This is a genomic window from Mesorhizobium sp. M0590, from assembly GCF_040320905.1.
GTDB lineage: Bacteria > Pseudomonadota > Alphaproteobacteria > Rhizobiales > Rhizobiaceae > Mesorhizobium.
Map to the genome: position 1 here is coordinate 76,540 of NZ_JAMYQN010000025.1, position 12,220 is coordinate 88,759.

The 12,220-nt window shown below is 62.6% G+C and carries 13 protein-coding genes and 1 riboswitch; of the genes, 4 read left to right on the forward strand and 9 right to left on the reverse strand.

Annotated elements, in window-relative coordinates; all coding sequences use genetic code 11:
- Positions 1-136: 136 nt before the first annotated feature.
- Genes cobO through NKI52_RS28945 form a run of 4 tightly spaced genes read right to left on the reverse strand, consistent with a single transcriptional unit; the run spans position 137 to position 2,247 of the window.
- Positions 137-754 carry a cob(I)yrinic acid a,c-diamide adenosyltransferase gene (gene cobO, locus NKI52_RS28930; RefSeq protein ID WP_352568974.1) on the reverse strand — a complete coding sequence of 206 codons (618 nt, stop codon included), beginning with the start codon at positions 752-754 and terminating at the stop codon, positions 137-139.
- A 1-nt stretch (position 755) separates the two neighbouring features.
- Entirely contained in the window at positions 756-1,277 is a 522-nt protein-coding gene (cobU, locus tag NKI52_RS28935; protein WP_352539634.1) for a bifunctional adenosylcobinamide kinase/adenosylcobinamide-phosphate guanylyltransferase, read from the reverse strand.
- On the reverse strand, positions 1,270-2,052 hold the full coding sequence (locus NKI52_RS28940) for a CbtA family protein (RefSeq protein WP_352624778.1): 783 nt from the start codon (positions 2,050-2,052) through the stop codon (positions 1,270-1,272). Before NKI52_RS28940 ends, cobU begins: the two co-directional genes overlap by 8 nt.
- Positions 2,053-2,067: 15 nt before the next feature.
- A complete protein-coding gene (locus NKI52_RS28945) occupies positions 2,068-2,247 on the reverse strand; it encodes a CbtB domain-containing protein (RefSeq protein WP_023676561.1) in 180 nt (59 codons plus the stop codon).
- A 36-nt stretch (positions 2,248-2,283) separates the two neighbouring features.
- Positions 2,284-2,480: riboswitch (cobalamin riboswitch) on the reverse strand.
- Between the two features lie 141 nt (positions 2,481-2,621).
- Between NKI52_RS28945 and NKI52_RS28950 the strand changes: the two genes are divergently transcribed.
- The 3 genes from NKI52_RS28950 (at position 2,622) to NKI52_RS28960 (ending at position 5,555) form a co-directional block, all read left to right on the forward strand.
- A complete protein-coding gene (locus NKI52_RS28950; RefSeq protein ID WP_352638468.1) occupies positions 2,622-3,815 on the forward strand; it encodes an aromatic ring-hydroxylating oxygenase subunit alpha in 1,194 nt (397 codons plus the stop codon).
- A 218-nt stretch (positions 3,816-4,033) separates the two neighbouring features.
- Positions 4,034-5,032, forward strand: a complete 999-nt coding sequence (locus NKI52_RS28955) for a heparan-alpha-glucosaminide N-acetyltransferase (RefSeq protein ID WP_352617528.1) — start codon at positions 4,034-4,036, stop codon at positions 5,030-5,032.
- A 16-nt stretch (positions 5,033-5,048) separates the two neighbouring features.
- The gene (locus NKI52_RS28960) at positions 5,049-5,555 is read left to right on the forward strand and encodes a methyltransferase family protein (protein WP_352587579.1); all 507 of its coding nucleotides are present in this window, start codon (positions 5,049-5,051) and stop codon (positions 5,553-5,555) included.
- 19 nt (positions 5,556-5,574) lie between these two features.
- Here NKI52_RS28960 and NKI52_RS28965 read toward each other — a convergent pair whose 3' ends face one another.
- The 4 genes from NKI52_RS28965 to NKI52_RS28980 all read right to left on the reverse strand — a co-directional run bounded on the left by NKI52_RS28965 (position 5,575) and on the right by NKI52_RS28980 (position 8,644).
- Positions 5,575-5,961 carry a MerR family transcriptional regulator gene (locus NKI52_RS28965; RefSeq protein WP_023676566.1) on the reverse strand — a complete coding sequence of 129 codons (387 nt, stop codon included), beginning with the start codon at positions 5,959-5,961 and terminating at the stop codon, positions 5,575-5,577.
- Positions 5,962-6,099: 138 nt separating this feature from the next.
- Entirely contained in the window at positions 6,100-7,497 is a 1,398-nt protein-coding gene (gene mgtE / locus NKI52_RS28970; protein ID WP_502894205.1) for a magnesium transporter, read from the reverse strand.
- A 350-nt stretch (positions 7,498-7,847) separates the two neighbouring features.
- Positions 7,848-8,330, reverse strand: a complete 483-nt coding sequence (locus NKI52_RS28975; protein ID WP_254818127.1) for an SRPBCC family protein — start codon at positions 8,328-8,330, stop codon at positions 7,848-7,850.
- A complete protein-coding gene (locus NKI52_RS28980; RefSeq protein ID WP_023676569.1) occupies positions 8,327-8,644 on the reverse strand; it encodes an ArsR/SmtB family transcription factor in 318 nt (105 codons plus the stop codon). The genes NKI52_RS28975 and NKI52_RS28980 overlap by 4 nt, the downstream gene beginning before the upstream one ends.
- A 344-nt stretch (positions 8,645-8,988) precedes the next feature.
- Here NKI52_RS28980 and NKI52_RS28985 point away from each other — a divergent pair, with 344 nt between their 5' ends.
- Positions 8,989-9,900: a phosphatase PAP2 family protein gene (locus NKI52_RS28985; RefSeq protein WP_352700455.1), complete on the forward strand. Its 912-nt coding sequence runs from the start codon at positions 8,989-8,991 to the stop codon at positions 9,898-9,900.
- A 405-nt stretch (positions 9,901-10,305) separates the two neighbouring features.
- Here NKI52_RS28985 and NKI52_RS28990 read toward each other — a convergent pair whose 3' ends face one another.
- A complete protein-coding gene (locus NKI52_RS28990) occupies positions 10,306-11,373 on the reverse strand; it encodes a cyclic nucleotide-gated potassium channel (protein ID WP_352700456.1) in 1,068 nt (355 codons plus the stop codon).
- Positions 11,374-12,220 lie beyond the last annotated feature (847 nt).

Sequence of the window (12,220 nt, forward strand, 5' to 3'; positions counted from 1 at the left end):
GAAGCGGCCGGATGAGGGGTGTTCCAGCTTGGCACCAACAGCGCTCCGGCCAGCACCCCTCAACCGTCTTGGCGCTGCGCGCCAATCCACCTTCTCCCACAAGGGGAGAAGGAAGAAGAGGCGCCAGCAACACCCCTCAGAACTCGATCCCCTGCTGCGCCTTCACGCCGGCGGAGAAGTGGTGCTTGGTCACGCCCATCTCGGTGACCAGATCGGCCGCCTCGACCAATACCGGTTTGGCGTTGCGGCCGGTGACGACGACATGCAGGCCTTCGCGACGCGCCTTCAGCGCCGCGACCACCTTTTCGAGATCGAGGTAGTCGTAGCGCAGCGCGATGTTCAGCTCGTCGAGCACCACGAGGCTGATCGACGGCTCGGCCATCAGCTCCAGCGCTTTCGCCCAGGCAGCCTCGGCCGCCGCGATGTCGCGCTTCAGGTCCTGTGTCTCCCAGGTAAAGCCCTCGCCCATGGCGTGCCAGACGACACGGTCGCCGAAGGCGGCAAAGGCGTCTTTCTCGCCGGTGTGCCATTTGCCCTTGATGAACTGAACGACGCCGACGCGCTTGCCATAGCCGAGCATCCTGAGCGCCAGCCCAAAGGCGGCCGTGGTCTTGCCCTTGCCCGGTCCGGTGTTGACGATCAGCAGCCCCTTCTCGACCGTCTTGGCCGCGACCTCGGCGTCCTGCACCGCCTTGCGCTTGGCCATCTTGGCGCGGTGGCGTTCCTCGTCCTTGGGATCGATAGTATCAGCCATGTCATTTCACCTTGAGCGGCAGCCCCGCCACCATCAAAAGCACGGTGCCGGCAACAGCCGCGACGTCCTGGTTCAGCCGGCCGGCGGCGTCGCGAAACCGTCTTGCCAGCGCATTGTCCGGCACGATGCCCTGGCCGACCTCGTTGGACACCACGAACCACGGCCCACGCGGCCGCGACAGCACATCGGCCAGCCTCCGGCATTCCGCCTCGACATCATGGTCGGCCAGCATATGGTTGGTCAGCCACAGCGTCAGGCAGTCGATCAGCACCGGCTGGCCGTCAGGCAGCGCTCCGATCGCGCCGGCAAGGTCGAGCGGCGCATCGATGGTCGTCCAGCCGGCGCCGCGGCGCGAGCGGTGCAGCGCGATGCGCTGGCGCATCTCGTCGTCATAGGCTTGCGCCGTGGCGATATAGCTCCAAGGCGGCGGGCCGACCGTCACCAGGCTCTCGGCATGCGCGCTCTTGCCGGAGCGCGCACCGCCGATGACCAGGGTCAGTGCCCCGGCAGCGCGGTCAGGCAAAGCTGTCGCGCAGGCTGGTCGCCGTGCCCGTGAAGCGTCCGCGCACCACGCCGACGACCGCGCCGAGCACCAGCCAGAACACCAGATTGGTCAGCGTCACCGCCACCACGAACTGGTGGTGCAGGCCTTCCGGGATCGCCGTCTCGAAGCTATCGGGCTGCGGCGCGCCGACGATATGCGGCGCAACGATCAACGCCACGGCAAGAGCCACCAGCGGCAGCGATCTGCGGAAGACGATAAGGCCGAGACCGGCCGCTGTCGCCACCACTGTTGCCCACCACCATATCTGGCGTTGGACAAGGTCGGCCGCCGGCATCGCTGGCAGTTCCGGCGGCAGGCCGAGGCCCGGCGCCAGCGTGAACACGGCAAAGCCGGCAAGCCCCCAGAACAGGCCCTGGCGCCAATTGCCGATGCCGCCGGCGAATTCCGAAACCGCAACCAGGACCAGCGCAAAGCCGATGCCGGTGACGATATTGGCAACGACGCTGAAGCCGAAGCGTTCGAAACCGTCGGCCGGCGCCCAGCCTTCGTCTTCCGCCGGAGCCATCGCTTCAGCCGCTGCCGGCGCGGCGCTGCTCATAGCCGTCGTGCCCGCGGCGTTTTCGGCCGGTGTCGCAGGTGCCGCGGCATGGTCATGGCCGCCGCCGGCCTGTTCATAGACTTCCGCCTTCAGGATGAGCGGCACCGTGGCATAGGCTTGCATGCAGGCGAGAGCCACGCCGGCCACAAGCCCTGCGATCGCCGCGATGAACACGACGTTGCGAAACAGTGTCATGATGTCAGCCCCTTGTCAGTGGCAGGGAAAGCCCATCGAGTGGCGATAGTCGTGCGCGGCATTGTGGACCGCATCGATATGCGAGAAGCCGACAAAGCCCATGACGAAAATGCCGAGGAATGCAGCAAGCGCCAGCTGCATGAGACGCGACTGCGAGGAGGCGGAAGCGCCGAGCGAGACGGAAGCGGTATTCATGTCTTGTCCTTTCGCCCTCCACCCGAGGGCATAGAAGTCAGTTTCCTGTCGCCGGCAGGTCTCCTGGCTCGCGGATCAGCGCCCTTCCCCACCTTCCCGAAGGCGAACCTTCAGTGGCATATGGAGAGGACTACCGCACACAGTTGCGGGGGCAGCCACGGCATTGGGCAAACAACTTGCCCTCACCGCATTCCCTCTTGGTTCCAAACGGAACCGACGACATCAGTGACTATAGGCAGAATCGCCGCGCCCGGCAAACCAAATTCCGCCGGATCGTGTGGCGAATGCGCCGCCTCGCCAAGCCCGGTCGGCCGGCGCCGCGATTGACAATTTTCGCAGCCGGGTGTCGGCTGGCGGATGGGGAGGAAGCCGGCATGCAACCCAGCCCGAATGAGCGCGGTCCCTACAACGGCCTGACGCGGGCCGAGCCGACGCTGCCGTCATCAGCCTATTGGGACATCGCGGCCTATCAGCGCGATCTCGAGGCCATCTGGTATCGCAACTGGCTGCTCGTCTGCCGCGAGGCCGACCTTGCCCAGCCGCTGGCTTTCAGGACGTTCCGCATAGGCACGCAGGAGGTCGTCGTGCTGCGCGACGAGACCGGCGAGTTGCGCGCCTTCCACAACACCTGCCGGCATCGCGGCTCGCAGCTTTGCCAGCAGAGCGAAGGACGGCTGAAGGCGCGGCTCATCACCTGCCCATACCATGCCTGGTCCTATTCGCTGCACGGCGATCTGGTGCGCGTGCCGTCGAAATCGCTGCCGGACGGCTTCGACAAGGCCGATCATCCGCTCTACCGGGTCGCGCTTTCGGTGTGGCGCGGTTTCGTCTTCGTCAATCTGGCGGAAGACGCTGCCGGCTCGGCTGAAACATCCTTCGATCCGGCATCCGGCAACCTCGCCAACTGGCCGTTGGAAACGCTGCTGAGCGGCCATGTGCTGCGCAAGGTGATAAACTGCAACTGGAAGGTATTTTGGGAAAATTTCAACGAGTGCCTGCACTGCCCCGGCGTCCACAAGGACCTGTCGCGGCTGGTGCCGATCTATGGCCGCGGCCTGATGGGCCGGCACGACGACCCCGAATGGGCGCGCCACGCCGACAATGACGCGCCGGAATTTGCCGGCGGCTTGCGGGCCGGGGCCGAAACTTGGTCGCGCGACGGGCGCGTCCACGGCTCGGTCTTTTCCGGCCTGACGCCGGGCGAGCGTGCCGCCGGGCAAACCTATGCCACCAGCATGCCGTCGATGTTCGTCGTCGGCCATGTCGACTATGTCAGGACCGTGCGGCTGGTGCCGCTTGGCCCGGAGCAGACCGAACTTACCGCCGAATGGCTTTTTTCGCCCGAAGCGCTCGCCGAACCGGCCGCGGATATCGACAACATCGTCGCCTTCGGTACCCAGGTGCTGGAGGAGGATGCTGATATCTGCGAGGTCAACCAGATGGGCCTGCGCTCGATGCGCCACAAGGCCGGCGTACTGATGCCCGAGGAATACGACTTGCACCGCTTCCACAACTGGGTGCGCGAGCGCCATGCGGCGCTCGAACATCAAAGCGATTTGGGCAGATAGCGCCAGGTGACGAAGCCGCAGGCCGCCGCCAGCAGCCCGAGCGTTGCGAAAACCGCGCCCAGGCCGAAGAACGCCTGCACGCCGGCCAAAGGCTTTCCGGCTCTGGCCTAAAGCAGCTCTGATGCCGACCGGTACCAACGCGACGCAAGGCCCTGCTTCTTTTGACGGTGGCAACCGTGATAGTCGTCTTGCCGGGGCTGAACCAAGACAGCGAGACCATGAGCATCGACACGCCGAGCGCAGCCGTTCAGGATCAACCGAAGTCGAAGCGCATCGCCGCTATCGACATTGCACGCGGCATCGCTTTGCTTGCCATGGCGAGCTATCATTTCACCTGGGACCTCGAATTCTTCGGCTACACCGATCCCGGCCTCACCGCCTTCGGCTGGTGGAAAATCTACGCGCGCTGCATCGCCTCGAGCTTCCTGTTCCTGGTCGGCATCAGCCTCTATCTCGCCCATGGCAAGAAAATCCGCTGGACCGGCTTCTGGAAGCGCTTCGCCATGGTTGCCGGGGCAGCGCTCGCAATATCGCTGGTCACCCGCATCGCCACGCCCGATGGCTTCATCTTCTTCGGCATATTGCACGAGATCGCGCTCGCCAGCCTGCTCGGCCTGGCGTTCCTGCGCCTCCCGGCGCTGCTGACGCTTGCCGTGGCGGCCCTCGCTATTGCCGCGCCTTTCTACCTGCGATCTGAGCTTTTCGATCATCCGGCTTTGTGGTGGGTCGGCCTGTCGGCGACCAACCCGCGCTCCAACGACTACGTTCCACTGCTGCCCTGGTTCGGCGCCGTACTTGCCGGCATCGCGGTTACCAAGCTCGCCGCCACCTCCGGCGCGCTGACGCGGCTGTCGGCCTTGGCGCCCGGCCGCTGGGCAAATCCGCTGGTCTTCATCGGCCGGCACAGCCTTGCCTTCTATCTGATCCATCAGCCGGTGCTGATCGGCTCGGTCTGGCTGTTTTCGCAATTCATGCCGGCGCAGGCCGAAACCAGGGAGGTGAGTTTTCTGAAATCCTGCCAGATATCCTGCGAGCAGGCACGCGACACCGAGTTCTGCTCCAGCTATTGTGCCTGCATGCTGGACACTCTCCAGGGCGAAGCCTCGCTTGACCGGCTCTACAGCAACGACCAGTCCCCGGAGTGGAAGGCGCATATTGGCGAGCTCGCCGGCACCTGCACCGCCCAAACCGAGGCGGCGGAACCGGGAACGCGCTAATCGAGGGAGGACAATAATGAGCGACAGTCACCCGAAACCCGTGCAGCAAAATCCTGGGCAGCCGAGGCTGGGGCACATCCCATGGCCGCCGCTGATCTATATCGCCGCCATCATCGTCAGCGTCGCGCTAGGGCTGTTCTATCCGCTACCGTGGATCGGCGATCTTCTCGGCGACATCCTGTTCGCCGCCGGCCTTGTGGGGTTGGTGGCGGTTGCCGCGCTCTGGTTCACGGCAATCCGCACCATGATCCGCGCCAAGACGACGCTCAACCCGAACGGCGTGCCTGACCATCTGGTGACTACCGGACCCTTCGCCGTCAGCCGCAACCCGATCTACCTCGCCAACACGCTGCTGCTGGTCAGCCTCGCCTTTGTCACTGGGATCGCCTGGTTCCTGCCGCTGGCGGTCATCGCGGCGTTCCTGACGCAGAAGCTGACGATCGAGAGCGAGGAGAAGGTGCTGACGGCCAAATTCGGCAAGAAATACCGGGACTACGCCAAAAGGGTGCGGCGCTGGATTTGAGCCGGCGCTGACGCCACGCTCATGTGGTGACGCCGAGTTCCACCAGCCGCTCGACGCAGGATTCCTCTGCCTGATCGAGCTCGGCCAGCGTCTCTTCGAGGTCGCGGCGTTTCTGGCGCAAATCCTCGCGCTTTTCCTCGATGCGCTTGATCATCAATTTGAGTTGGCCGACCTCGCCGGGCGGCTCCCTGTACATCTGGATGATTTCGCGGATCTCGTTGATCGAGAAGCCGAGCCTCTTGCCGCGCATGATCTGGCGGATGAGATGCCGGTCCGACGGACGAAACAGCCGAGTGCGGCCGCGTCTTACTGGCTGCACCAGCCCTTCGTCCTCATAGAAGCGCAACGTCCGCGTCGACACGTCGAATTCGCGGGTCAGCTCCGTGATTGAATAATATTCCCGCATCGTCACTCCAATGCCCCGGCCACGCCGCGAGTTCCAACTGGCCGGCGCCGCCGGCGCCCAGGCGCGTACCAGAATCGGCGGACAAGGCACCTTCAAAGCCTCGCATGGCATTTACGTAAAAGTCAATTGAGGTGACGTTCAGCGCACGCCGAACCACCATGTGGCGAGCCCGAGAAAGGCAAAGAAACCGACGACATCGGTGACCGTGGTGACGAAAACCGCCGAAGCCACAGCCGGATCGATCTTGAAGCGGTCGAGCAGCAGCGGGATAAGGATGCCCGCCAGAGCCGCCACGAACATATTGATGATCATCGCGGCCGCAATGATGCCGCCGAGATTGCGATCGTGGAACCAGGCAGCAGCGACGAGGCCGATCAGGATGGCAAAGATGATGCCGTTGATGAAGCCCACCCCGATTTCGCGGCGGATGATGCGGCCGGCATTGTAGATGTCGAGGTCCCTGGTCGCCAGCGCCCGCACCGTGACCGTCATGGTCTGCGAGCCGGCATTGCCGCCCATGCCGGCGACGATCGGCATCAGCACCGCCAGCGCCACGATATGCTCGATGGTGCGGTCGAACAGGCCGATCACCGAGGCCGCCAGGAAAGCCGTCAAAAGATTGACCAGCAGCCAGGGCACGCGCGAGCGCGAGGTCGAAAAGATGCTGTCCGAGAGTTCTTCGTCGCCGACGCCGCCCATGCGCAGCAGATCTTCCTCGGCCTCCTGCTGGATGACGTCGACGACGTCGTCGATGGTCAGCACGCCGACCAGCCGCTCGTTCTCGTCGACGACGGCGGCAGACAGAAGATCGTATTGTTCGAATTCGCGTGCCGCCTCCTCCTGGTCCATGGTGGCCGGGATGGCATGCCTGGTCTCATGCATGACCTCTTCGACCTTGACCGAGCGCTTGGTACGCAGGATCTGGTCGAGGTCGATGGCGCCGAGCAGCTTGAAGCTCGGATCGATGACGAAGATCTGGCTGAAACGGTCGGGAAGATTGTTGTCCTCGCGCATGTAGTCGATGGTCTGGCCGATCGTCCAGAACGGCGGCACCGCGACGAACTCCGTCTGCATGCGGCGGCCGGCGGTCTCTTCGGGATAGTCAAGCGAACGCCGCAGCCTGATCCGCTCGGTGAACGGCAGCTGCGACAGGATCTCGTCCTGGTCCTCCTGGTCGAGGTCTTCGAGAATGTAGACCGCGTCGTCGGAATCGAGATCCTGCACCGCCTGGGCGATCTGCGCATTGGGCAGACTGTCGACGATGTCGCGGCGGATCGCCTCGTCAACCTCGGTCAGCGCGGAAAAATCGAAATCCTTGCCCAGCAATTCGACCAGCGCGCGTCGCTGTTCCGGGTGCAGGGCCTCGAGCAGGTGGCCGAGTTCCGACTGGTGCAGATCGTCGACTTCACGCTTCAGCGTCAGCGTATCGCGATCGGCGATCGCGGCACCGATCTGGGCGAGGAACGACGACAGGATGACGCCGTCCTCGTCATAGATGTCGGCGCGGCGCTCCTCGGCTGCCCTGGCGCCGGTCATCTGTTCGTCCTGGCCTTCCACCAGCGCCTCCCGCCATCGGATTTCCGGATAAGGTGCCTGTCAGGTCTAACGCATGACCCTGACAATCGGAATCGATTTTGCGAAAGGACCATGCACAACGACAAATTGCTACAGCGCCGTTCGCGCGTCCAAACGACGCGGCGCATACCGGATGGTAGGAGGAGAGGACGTTCTACAAACCTGCGGCGCTGCAAACCTTCGCGGCGGCAGGTAAAGGGCAGCGTATCTCCCCGCCCCGGTCAACCAGATGGGCAGATCGACACTGATTCAAAAACGGCGAGGCCGACAGTGCGAGGGCCTCGCTGGTATTGGACTGGAAGGCTTCCCGATCAGGCGGCGTGGCGCTTGGCCTCAGCCGCATAGCGGTCCAGGAGACCGCTCCAGCCACCCTCGGATTCGAAGGCCTCGCGCATCGCCTCTGCGGTTTCGCCCATGTTCTCCAGAAGCCTGTGCTCGAGTTCCACACGCGTCGCGTTCTCGCCGAGCGCGACAAAGCGGATCTCGACTTCGGTCAGCAATGCCGGATCGTAGCGCCAGCCGGCTCCAATGCGCCAGGCGAGCGTCAGCCTGGACGGCGGATCCCAGGCGAGAACCTCGCCCCAATCGCATTGTGACCCATCCTCGCCGATCTCGTACCAGCGGCCGCCGGCTTTCGGTTCGATCACCGCGGTCGTCAGGGCGGATTTGCCGATCGAGTGCGAAGCCGGCCACCAGCGCCCGAATCCTGTGGTGAACACATCGAATGCCTTGTCGAGCGGCACCTCCACCGTCACCGACTTCCTGACCGGCGCGGGCTTGATCATGGTCGTCATTTCCTCTTCTCCTTGCTGTTGTCGACTTCCCGTTTGAAGGCGTCGAGCGCATCGCCCCACATGCGGTCGAGCCAGGCGCGCATCTCGCCGAGCCCATGCGGGTCGAGATGATAGATGTTGCTGGCACCTTTCGGCTCTGCGCGGACCAGCCGGGCTTCCTTCAAAACCTTGAGGTGCTGCGATACCGCCGGCTGCGAGACCGGAAGCACTCGCGTCAGATCGATGACCGAGCGTGGCCGATCGGCGATGAGCTCGAACACCTTGCGGCGCGTCGGATCGGCCAAGGCCACCATTCCTGCATAATCATAAATCATGACTTATGATAAGCTAAAACTTATGATATGTCAAACAGGGAGCGGTGGACCGTGTTCAAGCAACCGGCAGGCTCGGCCCCGAGGCTCCGGGGCAATTCCTTGACGCGGGGGCATGGACAGCGATGCGGATGCAAGACTGCTCAGGGAATCGATCCACCGGATGCGGGCCGGCCGGCAAATGTCGACCACCGGGGAAAAGTAAACCTGGCGGCAAGGTTTTTACCTTATCGGTGTTTGTGTCTCTCCGGCGAAACGTTAAGAACGGGTAAATTGGTTTGGCCCTAACCACGGAAGCCTCTCGCTACAGGCCCTCCGCCATATGGCAATTGCGCCTCTCCTTGTTCATGGCGACATACGTTTTAGGCGCATCTGCACTATATCCGGAAGTATTCTATACGTCAGCCTTAATCTATTCTCACAAGTTTCTTGTTGGCATTCCGGTGTTGTTTATCGGTGGCGTCTGCTGTGCCGCGCTAATCCATGGCCGGCGGCAACCGGTTCGCTACGCACTGGATTTGGTTCAAGGGCGCTGGCGCGGTTGTCTGCTGGTGCTGCTGTTCTGCTTTGCCAGCTTGACCGCGTTCTCTACCTACAAGATCGCCATCCCGTCCGTCGTCCCATACTATGCCGACAACTGGTTGGCCGATGCTGATGAATGGCTGCATGGGATGCCGCCATGGGAGATCGTCCATAAGCTCGACGGCAACAATTGGTCGTTCGTCGTCTTCAACAGCTATGAAGTCATTTGGTTTTACCAGTGGTTCGGCACCATCCTTTTCGTGTCGCTCTGGTCGGACGAGATTGCCCGCATCCGCTATCTCTGCGCAGCAGCGCTGACGTTGTCCGTCCTCGGAACGGTCTTGGCCCTGGCGCTGGCATCGGTCGGACCGGTTTACTACCACCACTTTGTCGGCGTGGATCGCTTCCACGGATTGAATGCGGCCCTGGACAGGCTGGACCATAGTTACATGGTGCGGGAACCCGCGGCATATCTCCTGATGGCTTACCAAAGCGGCCGGGCAAGTCTTGGCGGCGGCATCTCGGCCATGCCAAGCATGCATGTCGCCTTTGCCGCATTGAACGCCTATTTGCTGTCATCGATCAATCGCTGGCTTGGCGTTCTGTGTTGGACCTTTGCAGCCCTGATCCTGTACGGATCGGTGTTCACTGGCTGGCACTATGCCGTGGACGGCTACGCATCGATCATTGTTGTGTCGGTGATCTGGTGGGCGACCGGACGCCTGGTGCGCGAATAATCATGTGCGCTTTTCGATAGATGGCCATGCCCGCCGATGGCCACTTCGCATAAGCCAAACTCGCGACCGCAATCAGGCAAACAGCACGTGCCCCGACAAGGACGCTCCCTGCCGTGCTCGAATTCAACGGGCAAGAGATTCCGCTTTCGAATGTAATGGTGCGGTCGAGATGCAACGCCGCACCGCCAAGAGCTGTTCTCGCCGAGCCCATGTCGCGTTTGGGGCCGAAGAACGAACCCGCTGCGCGGGATGGGGATGAGGTAGAGATCACGAACCGAATGTCGCGCTCGCATTGAGGGTGGTTCGGCAGCGGCAAAGCATGTAGTTCCAGCCAGCCGCCATCGGCAGGCAATTGGCCGCCTTGGCATCGCATCCTCCTCCTGACGAACACCTAGTCTAACACGGTCAACCGTTAGGCGCCGCGCCGCGCCGCTCGAGCGCGGTCTTGCGGATGATTTCTGCGATCTCGGGGCTGCTGCTGCACAGCATCTGGAAATCCGCCGAGTGTAGCGACAGGAGTGAGACCACCGTTGTGGCGCTGACGGTCGCCGAGCGCGGTTCGCCGGTGATCAGCGCCATCTCGCCGAAGAAGGCGCCAGGGCCCAGCTCCACCGGGTTCGGCGTCGCGACGCTGACGCGCCCCTCCACGACGAAGAACATCTGATCACCGGTCTCACCATTGCGGCAGATCACAGCGCCCGCCGGCACGATGCGAGGTCGTAATGCGCGCACGATCTCGACTAGCGTGGCCGGGCCGAGCTTCTGAAACAACGGCACGGCGGCGATCAATTGCCAATTGCGGACGAAATCCTCGCGACGGACTTCTTGATAAAAGCCGGTGGCAAGAATGCCAGCCCAGAGCGCGAAGATGCCGATGCCACTCATCATGACCGCCCCGGCAAGGACGCGGCCGGCGAAGCTTTCCGGAATAGCGTCGCCATAGCCGGTGGTGGACAGCGTGACCACCGCCCACCACATTGCCTGGGGGATGCTGCCGAACTGTTGCGGTTGGACGTCGCGCTCGATGACATAGGCTGCGAGCGCAAAACCGAAAAGAACGATGCCGAAGACCGTGGCGACGCCGATCAGGTTGCGCGCTTCGTTGGTCAGGATTCTGCCCAGCAGCGGGAAGAAAGTTGAATCGCGCAGCGGTTTCAGCAGCCAGACAGCACAGTAGAGGCTCCGGTCGGGCGTGCCGACGAGCAGAAATGCGGCGAGTGGAACCAAAACCGCGAGCACATCAATGGCGATTGCCGGCGTCCTGTCCCGAACGTCTCCCGCCCGGCGCTTGAGCAGTTTCTCGGCCAATTCCAGGAGATAGACGCCCCAAATGACCGCGAGCACGGCAGCCAAAGCCAGTCTGCTTCGTCCGGACAGGTCCGGTGTCGTGAGCGTAGCCACCGCCACAAGCCCAGTCGCAGCCAGCACCGCGTTGAGCGGCGCGTAAATTCTTAAGGAAGGCAGTACCGACATTCTATGCCCACGAGCGGATACTACCGTCCAGGATAGAATGCCTTCAAGGCAAGCGCAAAGGTGCTAATTCGATATGGAGATTACCGGGCCACCCTTGGTCGTCGCTGGACCATAGGCCATGAGCCATCCGATCAGGGTCGAGATCGAGCTGCCCCTCGAACCACACCCAGCGCCGGCTCGTTCTCGGTTGGACCTTTGCAGCCCTAATCCTGTACGGATCGGTGTTCACTGGCTGGCACTATGCCGTGGACGGCTACGCATCAATCATTGTTGTGTCGGTGATCTGGTGGGCGACCGGACGCCTGGTGCGCGAATAATCATGTGCGCCTATCGATAGATGGCCATGCCCGCCGATGGCCTCTTCGCATGGGCAAAACTCGCGATCGTAATCAGGCAAAGGGCACGTGCCCCGACAAGGACGCTCCCTGCCGTGCCCGAATTCAACGTGTAACAGATTCCGCTTTCGAATTTGATGGTGCGGTCGAGAAGCAACACGATCGCACATTGATTTTAAAGCGTTTTTCCCAAGATTCCATTGCGATTTGTATCACAGTTTGTATCTCAGTCCGTATCGCAAGACGCGGACCTGGCCACTTGGTAAGTCGCCCTTCTTACGAGGAACCGAAACGACATTCAGCGTTGTCGTGGTTGCGCCAGGATCTGTTCTCGCCGAGCCAACCTCCAAGTGTCGCATTTGGGGCCGGGAGCCGTCGGTCTGCTTCGGATCAGCGGCTGGCCAAAGCCGACAAGCTTGTCGGAAGGTCCCGAGCAAATGCCGGCTTCCTGATTTCCATGCCCGGAAGCGAACCGTCACAAATCCGCCATCTCAGGCATCACCTTGCAGACG

What these genes read in the sequence shown, in the direction of transcription:
- cobO (WP_352568974.1), bottom strand. Translation starts at nt 754, where the DNA reads ATGGCTGATACTATCGATCCCAAGGACGAGGAACGCCACCGCGCCAAG.
- NKI52_RS28940 (WP_352624778.1), bottom strand. Translation starts at nt 2,052, where the DNA reads ATGACACTGTTTCGCAACGTCGTGTTCATCGCGGCGATCGCAGGGCTT.
- NKI52_RS28945 (WP_023676561.1), bottom strand. Translation starts at nt 2,247, where the DNA reads ATGAATACCGCTTCCGTCTCGCTCGGCGCTTCCGCCTCCTCGCAGTCG.
- NKI52_RS28950 (WP_352638468.1), top strand. Translation starts at nt 2,622, where the DNA reads ATGCAACCCAGCCCGAATGAGCGCGGTCCCTACAACGGCCTGACGCGG.
- NKI52_RS28955 (WP_352617528.1), top strand. Translation starts at nt 4,034, where the DNA reads ATGAGCATCGACACGCCGAGCGCAGCCGTTCAGGATCAACCGAAGTCG.
- NKI52_RS28960 (WP_352587579.1), top strand. Translation starts at nt 5,049, where the DNA reads ATGAGCGACAGTCACCCGAAACCCGTGCAGCAAAATCCTGGGCAGCCG.
- NKI52_RS28965 (WP_023676566.1), bottom strand. Translation starts at nt 5,961, where the DNA reads ATGCGGGAATATTATTCAATCACGGAGCTGACCCGCGAATTCGACGTG.
- mgtE (WP_502894205.1), bottom strand. Translation starts at nt 7,497, where the DNA reads ATGACCGGCGCCAGGGCAGCCGAGGAGCGCCGCGCCGACATCTATGAC.
- NKI52_RS28975 (WP_254818127.1), bottom strand. Translation starts at nt 8,330, where the DNA reads ATGACGACCATGATCAAGCCCGCGCCGGTCAGGAAGTCGGTGACGGTG.
- NKI52_RS28980 (WP_023676569.1), bottom strand. Translation starts at nt 8,644, where the DNA reads ATGATTTATGATTATGCAGGAATGGTGGCCTTGGCCGATCCGACGCGC.
- NKI52_RS28985 (WP_352700455.1), top strand. Translation starts at nt 8,989, where the DNA reads ATGGCGACATACGTTTTAGGCGCATCTGCACTATATCCGGAAGTATTC.
- NKI52_RS28990 (WP_352700456.1), bottom strand. Translation starts at nt 11,373, where the DNA reads ATGTCGGTACTGCCTTCCTTAAGAATTTACGCGCCGCTCAACGCGGTG.